This is a genomic window from Draconibacterium orientale (genome assembly GCF_900111425.1).
In the GTDB taxonomy this organism is placed as follows: Bacteria; Bacteroidota; Bacteroidia; order Bacteroidales; family Prolixibacteraceae; genus Draconibacterium; species Draconibacterium orientale.
On sequence record NZ_FOHT01000029.1, the window covers coordinates 37,314 to 52,225 of the forward strand.

Genomic DNA, 14,912 nt, shown 5'->3' on the forward strand with positions numbered 1-14,912 from the left:
CTGTTTGGTTTTTGGAATAGTATTTGGGTTACCAATAGCAAAACAAATGATGAAATGGGGATGAATACAGGATATAAGAAAATTATATTCATTGATGACGATACGGAGATGGTGCGTATTTATAACTCTGTTTTGGAACAAAAAAAATTATCGGATTATCTTATACATTTCGAAAACGCGCAGAAAGGTATCGAGTATTTAAAACGAATAAACAGGGAAGAAGATTTACCGGACTACATACTTTTAGACCTGTACATGCCGGTTATGGACGGTTTTAAGTTTCTACACTATTTTAACGAATTGAAAAAACTGAAAAAATCGATTGAGGTTTTTGTGTGTTCATCTTCACAAAACCAGGACGACCGGAATAAGGTTATGAAATATCCTTTTGTGAGTGCATATCTTGAAAAACCATTATCGACCGATTTTATTGAACTGTTGATTGAAGATTCGGTGCACTGAAGACTAATTCCTCATTTTGTATAAAATAATCTACAACGCTTTCTTTTGCCTGAAACAGTCGGGCATTTTTTTCGTCCAAAATTACCGGATTTTTACGCTGCTATTCATTTCTATACGCTCTCATCGGAAATCATTGCATTGTAATTCGGACATAAAAAACATTCATGATTCCCAAGAATCACCAACAGGGATGAAAGGACATCAATATTGTTTCCCGCAAAGAAAAGAAGAAGCGCAAAATTCGCAAAGGTATAGAATCTGTTTTGCGTGCTTTGCGAAAACTTAGGGATCTACTCTGCGTGAACTTTTTTGTTTTTACCAAAGTGACTTTCAGAAAAAAAGGCAGAACCACTTGCCTGCCTTGAACGATCTTATTATTTAATCTATTTACTACTTCCCCATCTCAAACTGTTTCTGGGCCACGTGGTTCATAAACTTCGAAACGGTTTCCGAACCATCAACACCAAATGCATCTACCACTGTTCCTTTCTCACCGGTATCGGTTCCAACAGCATATAAAATGCTCATATCCGATGGATTTGTTGCTCCTTCGAAACGGTGCAACTCATGCAGCTCAACACCTGATGGCAAATATTTGCGCGAACTTTTTCCTTCAGAAAGTACGCCGTTCGATTCAACATTAAAGTTGTGCGTATAACCTCTTGATTTTAAATCCTCAATGGCTTCCACCATTGTATCGTAATTATTATTTACTCGTTTCATCTGTTTAAATTTTATAGTGTTACTAATCAGGAGATTTCCTGAAACTTGTTCAATTCTCCAAATTTCAAAATCCCCTGTTACTATACTATATGGCAAAATCCTGCCATTTTGTTATCAACGTTAGTCAGGATGTTTTTTCTATAACTCAATCAAGTCACCACTGGTTAAGCACTTCGCAAAAACCAACGCAACATCTTATCCTTCTGCAACTTACAACAATTTTAATTTTTTAGTTTCAGAGTAAGTTCAAAAAAATTTAAACACAGATTATATATCCGGATCTTTCAGGGAAGATGAACTGCATTCATTATTTCCCCAAAATGAGTAGGTAAATCCACACAGTCAACCGGATAAAAAGCCCCAACTTATTTACTTTCATTTAATGTTTCTTCCCATAGAAAATTTAAGCTTCCTTTTCAGTCCCCGTTAATAAGATGTTAAAGTTTATTTTTTGTGCCTCACATCACAACATTTCAAAATCAATTTGTGTTATATAGTACTGTTTTTTGATTTTACGGTACCGATAAAAGAATATAATGATTAGGAATTTACTATATAGTTTATCCCCCAGACGCCTGTCGATATTGAACAGATATTACCGCATTACGCAGTTTTACCCGTTCCTGAAAAGCACTGCATACAAAGCAGCAACAATTGCAACAGTGTTTGTGCTGTTGGTGGTTAGCCTTGAGATTTTTCTACTTGATTTTAATTTGATTCTGAACAACCTGGTGGATACTTATTCGCCAAAAATTATTTATTCGGTTTTTCTTTTATCCGAAACATTTTTAGGATTGTTACCTCCGGAAATGTTTATCGCCTGGGCCTCTAAACTGGAAATTCCCTGGGGATCATTGTTTATTTTAGCAAGCTTATCATACGTTGGCGGCATAATTTCCTTCTTCCTGGGAACACGTCTTTTTCTCATTCCTTCAGTTAAAAATCACATCGAAAATAAAATACAGAAGCACATTGTTAACCTCCGAAAATGGGGTGGCATATTTGTTTTTCTGGGCGCTGTTTCGCCTGTTCCCCATTCGGTTGTAAGCCTTGCCTCGGGCCTTATCGGGTACAATTTTAAAAGCTACCTGCTGTGGTCGCTCTTCAGGTATTTTCGCTTTGTAATTTATGCGATTGTGATATTTGGCATTTTCTAAACCTTATGCTCTTCCTCCTCCAACTGATGTAACAGCCGTGCATATTTCCCACCAAATTTTAGCAGCTCTTCATGGTTGCCGCGTTCAATAATCCGTCCGTCTTCCAACACCAAAATCATATCCGAATTTTTAATGGTGCTTAGGCGGTGTGCCACTGCAATAACCGTTTTCCGTGAGAAAATATTGGCAATGGCTTTTTGTATGTACTGCTCGGTAATGGAATCAACAGCGCTGGTTGCCTCATCAAGAATGATTAACTCGCTGTTGCCGGCAATGGCCCTAGCAAACGAAATTAACTGTGCCTGTCCTTTCGAAAGGTTATCGCCATTATCCTGAACTATAAACTGATACTTTTCGGGCAGCTGGTCGATAAAATAATTGGCATAAACAAACGATGCCGACTGCTCCACATCGCTTCGTGAAATGGATTTACGCCCCAGCGAAATGTTGAATTCAACCGTATCGTTAAACATGTAAATATCCTGCTGCATAATGGAAATCGTTTCGCGGATCTGTCCAATCGGAATTTCTGACAATTCGGTGCCGTTAATTTTTATGCTTCCTCGATAACCGGTGTATGTTTTTGCCAATAGTCGAATAATCGTTGATTTTCCCGATCCGGTGGTACCAACCAATGCGAGCCGGTCGCCTTTTTTCAGCTTGAACGACACATCTTTCAGCACATCGGGCGTGTCTTCCGAATAGCGGAAAAACACATTTTTAAATTCAATTTCCTGCAAAGCAACTGCTTCGGGAACCGTGTCTGCTTTCGGATCTTCCACCTGCTGATCGAACATTTCGCTAATATGCTCCAACGCCGACATAGCCCGCTGAATGGTTGAAATTTGCTGGGCAAACTGTTTTACCGGCACAAAAAGGCGCTCTAAAGTGGTTACAAAAACAATCAGAATTCCGAGCGTATAACCGTAACCCCAAATCTGAATGGCGCCGTACCAAATCACCAGTGCCGTGGCCACCGACGTAATTCCTTCCACAATCGAATAAAGGAACGAATCGTAAACATTCGATTTGTTTTGAGCATCGCAAAACTGTTTGTTCAAATCGTCGTATTTATTCAGCACTTTATCCTCGGCGGCAAAAAGTTGAACAGTTTTCATTCCGGTTAATGCTTCCTGCAAATAAGCCGCCGATTTTGCCAAACTGGTGCGGGACGTATTGTAAGCTTTCCGGATTTTTTTCCGCAGAAAGTTAATTACCAGAATAATTACCGGAACTACCAGTAACAGCACCAAAGTAAGGCGCCAGTTGATGTAAAAAAGGTAGCCCACCAGCGCCAGCGTTTTTATACTGTCGGCCAGCAATCCAAGCACCCCGGCAGCAAACGAATCCGAAACTGATTCCATATCGCTGGTCAATCGCGACAAGGTTACGCCAATTGGTTTTTTATCGAAATAGCTTAGGGGAAAACGCAACGATTTTCCGAACAAACGCCTGCGCAAATCAACAACTGCCAGCCCTCCTGCTTTCGAAAAAGAGTAACTGTAAACACCGTCGAACAAAATATTCAGAATCAATGCTCCAGCCAGAAAAAGACTTTGCCGGATTAATCCGTCCACATTTCCCGGCACGATGTAATTATCAACGATATCTTCAATCAGCCAAAGAAACAGAATCCCCGCTCCGGTAGTAACCGGAATGGAAGCAATACTCAGGAAAAACCACTTTTTGTGTGGTTTAAAATAGCCAGCAAACTTTCGGAACAGCTGCCAATCGACACTTTTTATCATATTGTTTTTGCCTGTGCTCATAACTGCCTTTCTTTTTTTGTTTCGCCTTCCTGTTGCAGTTTTGCAATGTTGCGGTAGAAATCTGAATATTTTAGCAATTCCTCGTGATTTCCTTTTGCCGCCATTTTTCCATCTTCCAGCACAATGGTAAAATCGGTTTTCTCGAGCACGCTAATCCGGTTCGAAATTACCACCAGACTTTTCACTGCATGGTTTTCCACAATTTGTTTAATCAGAAAACGCTCGGTGTCGGTGTCAACGGCCGAAAACACATCATCAAGAATCAACAACTCGCCTTGCGTATAAAGTGCGCGTGCCAGGCTAATTCGCTGTTTCTGTCCGCCCGAAAGCATAATGCCTTTTTCGCCCACCATTGTTTTTCCCTTTTTGGGGAAACGCAACAGTTCGTCGGCAAAAGCGCTTTTGTAAATCACATCGTCAAAACGTTTCTCGTCAATCGTTTCATCCGAGGTTAAGCCAATGTTGTTCTCAATGGAATCAGAAAACAGAAACACCTCCTGACTTACCGTATTTACCACCGATCGGATATCTTCGCTTCGTATCGAATCAGCATCAATATCGCCATAGAAGATCTGTCCTGCTCCGGGTCGTAAATAACCATTTAAACACTGAATCAAGGTGGTTTTCCCCGATCCTACTTTTCCGGTAATTCCAACAATCTGGCCGGGCTTTACAGAAAACGAAATGTCCTTCAAAACCGGTTTATCGCCGTTGTGGTAGGTGTAATTCAGATTTTCTACGCGAATACCTTCTTTAAACAGTTCTCCCTTTTGGTTTGCCGGCAGTGCTTTCCGATCATCGTCGGTTCCTTTCCGGTCCATAATGGTTTGTATACTGCTGATTCCCACCATCCCTTGCTGAAAAATGGTGAGCACCCAGCCCAGCCCCATAATCGGATGAGCCAGCAGCGCTGCGTACGCAATGTATTCGGTTAATTCTCCAATGGTGAATTTGCCGTTAATCACATACATTCCGCCTACAAAAAAGATGATGATTTTTAAAATCTGCCCGAGATTAGCAAGCAAGGGAATCACAAACGAACGGATCCACGCAATTTTAAGGCTGGCCTCGTAATACGAAATATTTTCGGTCTCCACCTTCTTTTCGGCATGCGCGTAAATATTGTAGCTTTTTATTACGCTGTTACCCGAAAGAAAGGAAATGATTTTTCCGGAAAGCTTTTGCAAGGTATCCATTCTCGCGTGCGTGTTTTTAACCATTACTTTCATACCATAACGCACAATAAAAAATACCACTACCATTGGAATGATACAATACAGCGTAAGCATGGGCGACAATTTCCACATCATGTAGGGTGTAAGCGACAGTGAAAGCAGAATGTTGCCAATTTGCAGAATACCAAAACCGGTAATCATTCGCACACCGTTAATGTCGTTATTTACCCGCGATATAATATTTCCGGTAGAGTTTGTATCGTAATAATCCTTGCCAAAGGAGGCCAGTTTTTGGAACATTTCGCCCTTTAATTGCCGCTCAATCAGGCGGGCCGGGAAAAAGATCAAAATCCGCGAAAGTGTTCTCACCAATATTAATCCAACTGCCAAACCAACAATGATCAGCACATTTTTATGAAACTCACTTTCATTTCCGGCACGTCCTCCGGCTATAAGGTCGATGGTTTTCTGTATAAACCCAGGTATCGTAACCGAAGTCCATACGGTAAGCACCAGGAAGATTATTCCGCCTGTGTACCACCACCGGTATTGATGTGTGTATTTTAATAAGAATTTTAGTTTCGATAACATGATCCGGTATCCAGTTTTTGCCTTTTAGGCATCAATATATTTTTGCATCTGTTCGTTTTGCCAGTTATACACCAGTTCCGGCAAAGTTTCGTTGCCCTCGTTATAGCGCTTCAATAGTTTTTCGGCCACGGTAATTCCGCTTTCGGTAATTTCGCGAACCGGAGCCAAAAACCGGCTCTCATCCTCCGAGCACTTAACTTTTGCACGTCGCTTAAGCCCGTCAGAGGCAATCCGGCAAATATGTTTTGCAATGGTTCCGGCGTGCAGGTTTCCACTTTCGGCCTTCAGCGCTTTTACGGGAACCTGCGCACGAAGCTCCTGCATGGTGTCAACGTCCCATTTCGAAATCAGGTCATCGGCTTCCCCCAAACTATCACCGTCGTACAACAAGCCAACCCACAAGGCCGAAACCGCTGCAATGTGCGACACACAACTGGCATCGGCGCCTCGCATTTCTATAAATTGTTTGAGCCGTACATCCGGGAAAATCGTTGACACATGCGTCTCCCAATCTTCCTGCGTTGGTTTTAGCGCATGTTTGCCTTCAAAAAATCCACGAAAGGTAAGGCCGTTTGCCGGAATGTAATTCCCATCGCGCAAAATGTAATACATCGGCACATCCAGCAGATAGTCCACCCAACGCTCAAAACCAAAGCCCTCATCAAAAATAAAGGGTAAAAAGCCGCAGCGATCCGCATCGGTATGGTTCCAGATATGCGCCCGGTACGATAAATAGCCGTTGGGTTTACCGGCTGAAAATGGCGAGTTGGCAAAAATGGCGGTAACAACCGCTTGCAGTGCCTGCGAAACGCGCATTTTTTTTACCATATCGCTTTCGCTGCCAAAATCGAGGTTCACCTGTGTTGATGCGGTGTTAGTCATCATGTGCAGCCCTAGCTCGTCTTTTGTGGGCATGTAATTGCGCATCCAACGATATCGTTCTTTAGGCACCCAAGGCACATCGGCCACATCCGACAACGGATCAACGCCCATTGGCAGACTAAAAAAACTGTAGTGTTGACTTATCGTGTTAAGCTCCTGAAAATGCTTTTTGGTTTCGCGATAGGTTTCGTGGACAGTGCTAAAATTATCGCCCGAAAGCTCGAATTGCCCACCGGGTTCCAGCGTAATTGATGCACCATTTTTCCGCAGGCCTATGGCAATATTATTTTCAAGAATGGGCTGCCAGCCATCGTGTTGCATTTTGTTCAGGATTTTCAAAATTCCGCCATCCTGCTCAAAACGAAGGCGTCCGAAATCTTTTTTACGGAATAAAAACTTTTCGTTTTCCGTACCGATTCCCCATCGCTCAGACGGTTTGCTCCCGCGCCCGAAATAGTCGATCAATTGCGACTTATGGTTAATTTCTATTCTTTTTTCTGCTTCTGTCATCTGTTTTCTGTTTTGTCGGCTTCAATTACTTCGAATTCAGAATGCTATCGAGAACGTATTTTTCCACATGCCGGTTTTTCCCGATATACGGATAGTCGTGCATCGACAACATAGCCGGTGCATTCAGCTCTACCACAATGTAATTTTCGTGCGAAGCAGGCTGTTCCATATCTTTAATTATAATATCGATTCCGGCAATTTTCAGGCCTGCCGATTTGGCTGATTCAACGGCTACATTTTTGTAAAAATCCGGAATTTCATCGGTAACATCAATGCTGTCGCCGCCGGTACTCAGATTCGAGTTTTTACGCAGATATACCTTTTCGCCTTCCTTCAAAATCGTATCCGGAGTCATCGATTGCGCATTCAGATGCCGGATCACTTCCTCATCGATATTTATTTTTAATAACGGATGCGTGTAATCCGTTCCGCGCCCTTTATTTTTTTGATCTACCAACTGTTGAATTGTTGATTTTCCATCACCCGACACATTGGCCGGTTCGCGCCAGGCAATGGCCCGCACCACGTAATCGATTACCAGAAAGCGGTATTCCTCCCCCGGACAAAACTCTTCAACAATCACTTTATCCGAGAATTTAAACGCATTGTTGATGGCAGCAATTTGCTCCTCGCGCGATTTAATATTTGTGCTTACCGCAATTCCATGATCGGTATTTGCCGGTTTTACCACCGCCGGCAACGGAATCGCATCCAACACATCAGCCGCGTAACCAAGCTTCAGCAAAATACCTTTTGCCTGGTGAATACCTTTTCGCTGCAGGAATTGCCGGGTCATCCATTTATCGTTCGATATCCAAAAGGCAATCAGGCTGTTTGCATCCGAAATGGTTCCTTCATGAATGATGTATTCTTTATTATTGTATTGAACCGAAATGAGGTTATTATCGGCATCGATGATCTCGAAATCCAGTTTGCGACGGAGAATTTCGGCAATAATAATTTGGGTTGTGGCTTCAAAATGCTCATAACCTGGTAGCGGTTTAAAATTATAGTTGCTCTTTTTCATCATAGTACAATGCTTTTCGGGAAATCTTCTCTATTGATCAAACGTCCCTTTTCGTAATAACTTTTGAAATTAACACATTGTGTTTAGAATAGTTTTCGAAAGCACGAATTATTGCCTGTAATTTAAAGTTGGGTTGAAATGCGAAACAAAATACAATCCGGTTCCGCTTGTTTTTGCCTAGAAAATGACTACTCTTTAATTAATAGTACAATCATGATTAGGGGAAATCACCAACAGCGATGAAAGGACATCAATATTGTTTCCCGCAAAGAAAAGAAGAAGCGCAAAAGTATAGAATCTGTTTTGCGTGCTTTGCGAAAGCTTAGTAATCTACTCTGCGTGAACTTTTTTGTTTTTACCAAAGTGACTTTCAAAAAAAAAAGAGGCCTTTATACAAGACCTCTTAACTATTTTTTACGCAAATTGCAGAAAGCTGCAACTTGCGTAAAAATGTTTTTCTTAGTTAACTGCCGGAGTAACAGTAAATTTACGGAATTCCACCGGTCCGTGATCACCCTGAATCTGAAATGGCCCCGGTTCTCCTTCTTTGCTATCCAGCGAACCACCTGTAATTCCCGGAATTGGACGGTTCGAAATAACTTCTTTTCCATTTAGAAAAACGGTAACATGACGCCCAACAAGAGTCACATCATAGGTTTGCCATTCGCCCGGTGCATTAGCTGCGTAAACCGCCGGTGCAATAAAACCGTAGATACCACCTATACTTACATCGTCGGTTCTTCCTTTTGAATCTTCGATCTGAAGTTCGTGACGGCCACGAAGATAAATTCCACTGTTACTTCCTGCCGGGTAACGGAATTCAACATGAAGTTTAAAATCTTCAAACTTCTGAACACTTATCAGGTTGCCGCCCGATTCGGTATTCACCATTACACCATCAATCATCTGGAATTTGTTGTTCTGCGGAATAATCCATTTTTCCATGTTTTCGGTAATCATTTCAATCGGATTTCCCCAAACCGGAGGCTCTGTTCTTTCGAGCGAAGGAGCGCGAACACCTGTCCATTCCAGTTTTTGACCGTTAAGCATTTGATAACCGGTAAGCTTATCGTCTTTTAATGAAAACTCGAAATACAGGTCATCGATATCCATCCACTGCGGTGGAATGGTGAAATGAAATTTTCCATTTCCATCAGGTACGACTTCAGCAATTGGACGGGCACTTCCCTCGTATCCAACGTAGTATCCGGTTAACGTAGAAAAACCTGACAGTTTAACCATTAGCCAACCAGGGAAACCATCGGAAGCCATTAATCCGTGTCGGAAAAGACCGAGATTCTCGATCTGCTTTTGAGTCATATTAATGGTTAAATCCCACTTGCCAATTAATGGCGAGTCGCTTTCAACACGCTGTGCCTGCACCGGAACAAATGCCGTTAGTGCAATTGCAATTAATAAAATAATAGGTTTTAGTTTGTTCATTGTTATTTATTTTGATGAATAAAATTGAAAATATTGCTTTTAACAAACACAAATCTACTTAAAAACTGCATTTGATTAAAAAACCTCGCCTCTAATTTCTCTTTTTAACCAGTGTGTGTCACTAAAGTTGTTAACGCGATCTTAAATTCAGAATCTTGATAAACTTAATGTAAAAGCCTGATGTTTATCCGGTAATAATTTTATTTAAAACTAAATTCCTTATTATGAAACAAGACAACAATCAATTTAAAATAATTTCTTCGCGAGTATTTGTTACAGTATTCGCTCTTTTGGCTTTGACGGCGTGTGCCCCCGAAAACAAGAGCTCCCTACAAACTGAAACTTCATCTGCAAAACTGGCTTCAAACCTGCTTCAGGAAATTAACAATACAAATGAAATAGAAAATCAGCACACGGAAGCACCGGCACTGCAAGAGAAAAAAACAACAGAGGCTCAGGCAAAACCAGATCCCTCACATGGCGAGCCCGAACACAAATCCGACATTGCCGCAGGTGTACCTTTAAACTCGTCAGTAACAAATTATACAGCTGAGCCTGAAAAAACAACTTCAGCACCACCAGTTACTTCAACAAGGCAACAAACAACCGGCCGTGTTGGGCCAACTATTGAGAACGCAAGAAAACTGAATTCCAGCAAACCGGTTAACTATGCTCCCGGAACTTCACTAACCAGAAATCCGCCACACGGACAACCGGGGCACAGATGTGACATTCCCGTGGGTGATCCGCTACCTGTTGCAACAAATAGTAATGTAAAGTTAAATCCGCCACACGGGCAGCCGGGCCATCGTTGCGACATAGCAGTTGGCAGTCCGCTGCCTTCTTAAAACCAAAACCCGACACATTTACGCATTTGATATTTACAAAAATTCAGGCATAAAAAAAGAGGTCTTAAAAAGACCTCTTTAAATTTGGTGGCTCCCCAGGTTGGACTTGAACCAACGACCTACGGATTAACAGTCCGCCGCTCTAACCAACTGAGCTACTGGGGAAGATTTAATTCCCTTTGTGAGAACGTTTGCTTTTCAAAAGCGATGCAAAAGTAATAGCTTTTCTTAAAAGTCAAAACTTTTTTCTAAAAAAAATCACTTAAAATTTTTACCCCCCATTAAAGGAAAAGCTGGAACAAACGCAAACCATATTCTTCTTTTATTGTTATACAGACAGTTATTAAATGCAAACATTCAAAATAGAGCTATGAAAAAAATTACAAAAATTTTTTCCGCGGTCTTAATCACAGGCATTATTACACTTTCAGGCTTTCAGGCAAAAGCACATTGCGAAATTCCTTGTGGAATTTACGGCGACTCGGTTCGCATTGCCCTGTTGTACGAACACATTGAAACCATTGAAAAATCGATGAACCAGATTAACGAATTGTCGAAATCAGAGAATCCCGATTACAACCAATTGGTTCGCTGGGTAATGAACAAAGAGGAGCACGCCAAAGAAATGCAGGAAATTGTAAGCCAGTATTTTTTGCATCAGCGTGTAAAAATAACTTCTTCGGCCGATGAGGCTGCTTACCGCAAATATGTAAAACAACTGGAACTGTTACACCATCTTTCGGTATTTGCGATGAAAAGCAAACAAAGCACCGATTTAAGCATTATTGATACACTGCGCGAAAAGCTTCACCTTTTTGAGCACGCCTATTTTGGCGACGATCATTAAAAAACACGATACAAAATAAAAATTAAGGGCCTTTCGTAAGGTCCTTTTTTGTATTTGCCATCCAACATACACACCGTTAAAATAACTGTGCCGGTAAAGTTCTGCAATGAATTAACAATCTAGTGTCAACTGTTTAATTTAATTCTGCCAAAACTACTTGTATTTAATCCTTATTTTAGCCTAAAATTAAAAACTATGATCCCAAAAATATCCATTAGTTCAAAAATTGCAGACGAGCATTCGTTGGCCTGTTTATGTACCGATTTAAAGCAAACAGCCACTATTCAACTCTCGGAAACAGAAAAGACGTTTCTGCAAAAGAAGTTTGAAAAAGAAGATACATGTGCGATTACCCGCATTCCACATCTTCTTTTTTTTGGCAAAATAAAAACCGAAAAAGAGCCTTACCAGCAAGCCGAAATGGCAAGGGTAGCCGGAACAAAACTTTACGATGCCCTAAAATCGGCCGGTGAAACAACTGTTCAACTCACCAGTTTTTGCGAAGCCGGTTTTTTAACCGATTTTTTAGAAGGATTGCTGCTTAACACCTACAACTTCGAGAAATACAAAAAGGAAAAAGAATCATTTCAACTTGAAAATATTTTACTCATTGATGAGAAGATCACCAACGAGAAGATCGATGAAATAATCAATACAACAAAGGCCACTTTTGTTGCACGCGACCTGGTTAACGAACCACTGTCGTTTCTTACGGCAACTCAGTTCTCAAAAGAAATTGAAAAGCTGAGCGACGAAGCCGGTTTTTCATTGGAAGTTTTTCACAAGAAAAAAATTGAAGCCCTAAAAATGGGCGGACTGCTTGCGGTAAACAAAGGCAGCATCGATCCGCCAACCTTTAATATTCTGGAGTGGAAACCTGAAAATGCAACAAACAAACAAGCCATTGTTTTGGTAGGAAAAGGAGTGGTTTACGACACCGGCGGTTTAAGCTTAAAGCCAACACCCAACTCGATGGATTACATGAAGTCGGACATGGGAGGTGCTGCGAGCATTGTGGCAGCCATATACGCCGCTGCCCTCAATAAACTTCCGTTGCACATTGTTGGCCTGGTTCCGGCAACCGACAACCGCCCCGATGGAAATGCCTATGTTCCGGGCGATATTATAAAAATGTTCGACGGAACCACGGTGGAAATCAAAAATACCGATGCAGAAGGAAGACTCATTCTGGCCGATGCATTGAGCTATGCAAAAAAATACCAACCGCAACTGGTAATTGATTGCGCCACCTTAACCGGATCGGCCGATATTATTGCCGGACCGCACGCTGCGGTGGTTATGGGTAACACCGCCGAAAAGGTGGAACAACTAAAAAAATCGGGGTTAAACACCTACGAACGCCTGATAGAAGTTCCGCTTTGGGAGGAATATGCAGCGCCGTTAAAATCGCCAATTGCCGACCTGAACAACCTTGGCACACGCGAAGGGCAAACAACCATCGCCGGAAAATTCCTGGAACATTTTACCGATTACAACTGGATACATGTTGATATGGCAGGCCCCGCTTTCAGAAAAGAGAAAGAGGCATACCGGCCGGCCGGTGGAACTGGTTTTGGCACGCGTTTACTTTATGATTTTCTGAAATCGCTAACAAAATAAAAACGCTGTGCATGAGCATGAAATGCTTGTGAATCGCACAGAAATAAGATCATGCTTATTTAAATTAAATAAATTAACTTTGCGGACACCTTATAAAATAGGGCAAATTTTCTGAAATAAAACACAATGGCAAAACAAGATACAATACGCATAGGAATTACTCACGGAGATATAAACGGAATTGGATATGAAGTAATATTAAAAACACTTTCCGATCCGCGTATTCTCGAAATGTGCACACCGGTTGTTTACGGCTCGCCAAAAGTTGCGGCCTACCACCGTAAAGCACTCGATATAAACGACGTAAGCTTTAACCACATTCGCAGCACCAAAGAATTACTACCCAAAAAAGCAAACATAATAAACTGTGTTGACGAAAACATTCGGGTTGAATTGGGTAAATCAACTACTGAAGCCGGAGTTTCGTCGTTTGAGGCACTCGACCGTGCTACCAACGATCTGCAAAAAGGATACATTGATGCACTGATTACAGCGCCAATCAACAAAGACAACATTCAAAGTGAAGAATTTAATTTCCCGGGGCACACCGAGTTTCTGGCACAAAAATTCGACACAAAAGACTACGCCATGTTAATGGTGAGCGAATCGCTGAAAATTGGCGTGGTTACCACACACATTCCAATTTCGAAGGTTTCTGAAAGCCTGAGCAAAGAAGTTATCCTTTCAAAAATCAGGATCATAGCCAAATCACTTCAGCAAGACTTTGCCATTACCAAACCGCGAATTGCCGTTTTTGGCCTTAATCCGCATGCCGGCGACAATGGTTTAATTGGAAAAGAAGACAAGGAAATAATTCTTCCGGCAGTAATTCAGGCTAAAAAAGAAGGCATTATGGCATTCGGACCATACCCTGCCGATGGATTTTTTGGATCGGAAGATTACCGGAAGTTTGATGCCATTCTGGCCATGTACCACGACCAGGGTTTGATTCCGTTTAAGCTGGCCTCGTTCGAACGTGGCGTAAATTACACTGCCGGCCTTCCTGCTATCCGCACATCGCCGGCTCACGGTACCGCTTACTCAATTGCCGGAGAAGGCAAAGCATCACCCGAATCGTTCCGCCAGGCTTTGTACCTTGCCATTGATGTTTATAAAAACCGAAGTATTTACAGCGAGATCAGTAAAAATCCGCTGAGAAGATACGACATCAATCCCAACCAGGTTGATGAAAGTGTTGACATTGAAGCATCAGAGGAGGAAGATACAATCTAAAAAAGCTTTGCTATGTACGAATTCATTAGGGGTAACATTGCCGAAATAAGCGCAACGCATGTTGTGGTAGAAACTTCCGGCGTAGGCTACTTTGTTCATATTTCGTTGAACACCTACAGCGCACTAAACGGAAAAAAGGAAGTAAAAGTTTATTTACACCAGGTAGTGCGCGAAGATGCTCATACTTTGTATGGATTTGCCACCACCACCGAACGTGAATTATTTCGCAACCTGATTTCAGTAAACGGAGTTGGAGCCAGCACAGCAAATATGATGCTTTCGTCGTTAAATCCTGATGAGTTAAAAGCCGCAGTAACCACCGAAAATGTGGCGGTATTAAAAGCCGTAAAAGGTATTGGTGCAAAAACGGCTCAACGTATCATAATCGACTTAAAAGATAAACTCGGAAAAATACCCGATTCGGGGCAAATTTTAGCTGTTGCAGACAATACTATCAGGAATGAATCGTTATCTGCATTAGTCATGCTTGGTTTCGCAAAAAAAGATGCAGAAAAGACCGTAACGAAGATACTTCAGGAACAACCTGACGCAAACGTAGAAAGCGTTATAAAACAAGCATTGAAAAGGTTATAGAATTTACCGTTTTCGAAAAAGAAAACCGAAC

The 14,912-nt window shown here is 41.7% G+C and carries 13 protein-coding genes and 1 tRNA gene; 7 read left to right on the top strand and 7 right to left on the bottom strand.

The genetic code is table 11. The features are described from left to right. Positions 1-54 precede the first annotated feature (54 nt). A complete protein-coding gene (locus tag BMW53_RS15240) occupies positions 55-462 on the top strand; it encodes a response regulator (RefSeq protein WP_139178198.1) in 408 nt (135 codons plus the stop codon). A 390-nt stretch (positions 463-852) separates the two neighbouring features. Here the strand turns inward: BMW53_RS15240 and BMW53_RS15245 are convergent, their stop codons facing one another. Further along, positions 853-1,185, bottom strand: coding sequence for a hypothetical protein (locus BMW53_RS15245; protein ID WP_074780915.1), 333 nt, complete (start codon positions 1,183-1,185; stop codon positions 853-855). A gap of 536 nt (positions 1,186-1,721) precedes the next feature. Here BMW53_RS15245 and BMW53_RS15250 point away from each other — a divergent pair. Continuing rightward, a complete protein-coding gene (locus tag BMW53_RS15250) occupies positions 1,722-2,342 on the top strand; it encodes a YqaA family protein (protein ID WP_051567594.1) in 621 nt (206 codons plus the stop codon). Here BMW53_RS15250 and BMW53_RS15255 read toward each other — a convergent pair. The 5 genes from BMW53_RS15255 to BMW53_RS15275 form a co-directional block, all read right to left on the bottom strand. Further along, positions 2,339-4,111 carry an ABC transporter ATP-binding protein gene (locus BMW53_RS15255; protein ID WP_051567595.1) on the bottom strand — a complete coding sequence of 591 codons (1,773 nt, stop codon included), beginning with the start codon at positions 4,109-4,111 and terminating at the stop codon, positions 2,339-2,341. The genes BMW53_RS15250 and BMW53_RS15255 overlap by 4 nt on opposite strands. Then, positions 4,108-5,877 carry an ABC transporter ATP-binding protein gene (locus BMW53_RS15260; protein ID WP_074780918.1) on the bottom strand — a complete coding sequence of 590 codons (1,770 nt, stop codon included), beginning with the start codon at positions 5,875-5,877 and terminating at the stop codon, positions 4,108-4,110. Before BMW53_RS15260 ends, BMW53_RS15255 begins: the two co-directional genes overlap by 4 nt. 24 nt (positions 5,878-5,901) lie before the next feature. Then, the gene (locus BMW53_RS15265; RefSeq protein WP_074780921.1) at positions 5,902-7,269 is read right to left on the bottom strand and encodes a glutamate--cysteine ligase; all 1,368 of its coding nucleotides are present in this window, start codon (positions 7,267-7,269) and stop codon (positions 5,902-5,904) included. Between the two features lie 25 nt (positions 7,270-7,294). After that, positions 7,295-8,299, bottom strand: coding sequence for a glutamate ligase (locus BMW53_RS15270; RefSeq protein ID WP_038555914.1), 1,005 nt, complete (start codon positions 8,297-8,299; stop codon positions 7,295-7,297). A gap of 456 nt (positions 8,300-8,755) precedes the next feature. Further along, positions 8,756-9,739 (bottom strand): 3-keto-disaccharide hydrolase, encoded by a 984-nt coding sequence (locus tag BMW53_RS15275; RefSeq protein ID WP_038555917.1) that lies wholly within the window; start codon positions 9,737-9,739, stop codon positions 8,756-8,758. A 224-nt stretch (positions 9,740-9,963) separates the two neighbouring features. Here BMW53_RS15275 and BMW53_RS15280 point away from each other — a divergent pair, with 224 nt between their 5' ends. Then, positions 9,964-10,587 carry a hypothetical protein gene (locus tag BMW53_RS15280; protein WP_051567596.1) on the top strand — a complete coding sequence of 208 codons (624 nt, stop codon included), beginning with the start codon at positions 9,964-9,966 and terminating at the stop codon, positions 10,585-10,587. Positions 10,588-10,675: 88 nt separating this feature from the next. On the opposite strand, the gene BMW53_RS15285 is transcribed toward BMW53_RS15280, so the two are convergent. Further along, positions 10,676-10,752, bottom strand: a tRNA-Asn gene (locus tag BMW53_RS15285). Positions 10,753-10,957: 205 nt separating this feature from the next. Between BMW53_RS15285 and BMW53_RS15290 the strand changes: the two genes are divergently transcribed. From BMW53_RS15290 to ruvA, 4 genes are all read left to right on the top strand, one after another. Beyond that, positions 10,958-11,434, top strand: a complete 477-nt coding sequence (locus BMW53_RS15290; protein WP_038555920.1) for a superoxide dismutase [Ni] — start codon at positions 10,958-10,960, stop codon at positions 11,432-11,434. Between the two features lie 195 nt (positions 11,435-11,629). Further along, positions 11,630-13,054 (top strand): leucyl aminopeptidase family protein, encoded by a 1,425-nt coding sequence (locus BMW53_RS15295; protein WP_038555923.1) that lies wholly within the window; start codon positions 11,630-11,632, stop codon positions 13,052-13,054. 126 nt (positions 13,055-13,180) lie between these two features. Continuing rightward, complete coding sequence (gene pdxA / locus BMW53_RS15300) at positions 13,181-14,287, top strand: 4-hydroxythreonine-4-phosphate dehydrogenase PdxA (protein ID WP_038555926.1); 1,107 nt, start codon at positions 13,181-13,183, stop codon at positions 14,285-14,287. A 12-nt stretch (positions 14,288-14,299) separates the two neighbouring features. Next, positions 14,300-14,881 carry a Holliday junction branch migration protein RuvA gene (gene ruvA / locus BMW53_RS15305; RefSeq protein ID WP_038555928.1) on the top strand — a complete coding sequence of 194 codons (582 nt, stop codon included), beginning with the start codon at positions 14,300-14,302 and terminating at the stop codon, positions 14,879-14,881. Positions 14,882-14,912: the final 31 nt, after the last annotated feature.

Excerpts from the sequence above, each read along its gene's own strand:
- BMW53_RS15265 (WP_074780921.1), bottom strand. The coding sequence starts at position 7,269 with ATGACAGAAGCAGAAAAAAGAATAGAAATTAACCATAAGTCGCAATTG.
- BMW53_RS15260 (WP_074780918.1), bottom strand. The coding sequence starts at position 5,877 with ATGTTATCGAAACTAAAATTCTTATTAAAATACACACATCAATACCGG.
- BMW53_RS15290 (WP_038555920.1), top strand. The coding sequence starts at position 10,958 with ATGAAAAAAATTACAAAAATTTTTTCCGCGGTCTTAATCACAGGCATT.
- pdxA (WP_038555926.1), top strand. The coding sequence starts at position 13,181 with ATGGCAAAACAAGATACAATACGCATAGGAATTACTCACGGAGATATA.
- BMW53_RS15275 (WP_038555917.1), bottom strand. The coding sequence starts at position 9,739 with ATGAACAAACTAAAACCTATTATTTTATTAATTGCAATTGCACTAACG.
- BMW53_RS15295 (WP_038555923.1), top strand. The coding sequence starts at position 11,630 with ATGATCCCAAAAATATCCATTAGTTCAAAAATTGCAGACGAGCATTCG.
- BMW53_RS15255 (WP_051567595.1), bottom strand. The coding sequence starts at position 4,111 with ATGAGCACAGGCAAAAACAATATGATAAAAAGTGTCGATTGGCAGCTG.
- BMW53_RS15245 (WP_074780915.1), bottom strand. The coding sequence starts at position 1,185 with ATGAAACGAGTAAATAATAATTACGATACAATGGTGGAAGCCATTGAG.
- BMW53_RS15240 (WP_139178198.1), top strand. The coding sequence starts at position 55 with ATGGGGATGAATACAGGATATAAGAAAATTATATTCATTGATGACGAT.
- BMW53_RS15250 (WP_051567594.1), top strand. The coding sequence starts at position 1,722 with ATGATTAGGAATTTACTATATAGTTTATCCCCCAGACGCCTGTCGATA.
- ruvA (WP_038555928.1), top strand. The coding sequence starts at position 14,300 with ATGTACGAATTCATTAGGGGTAACATTGCCGAAATAAGCGCAACGCAT.
- BMW53_RS15270 (WP_038555914.1), bottom strand. The coding sequence starts at position 8,299 with ATGATGAAAAAGAGCAACTATAATTTTAAACCGCTACCAGGTTATGAG.
- BMW53_RS15280 (WP_051567596.1), top strand. The coding sequence starts at position 9,964 with ATGAAACAAGACAACAATCAATTTAAAATAATTTCTTCGCGAGTATTT.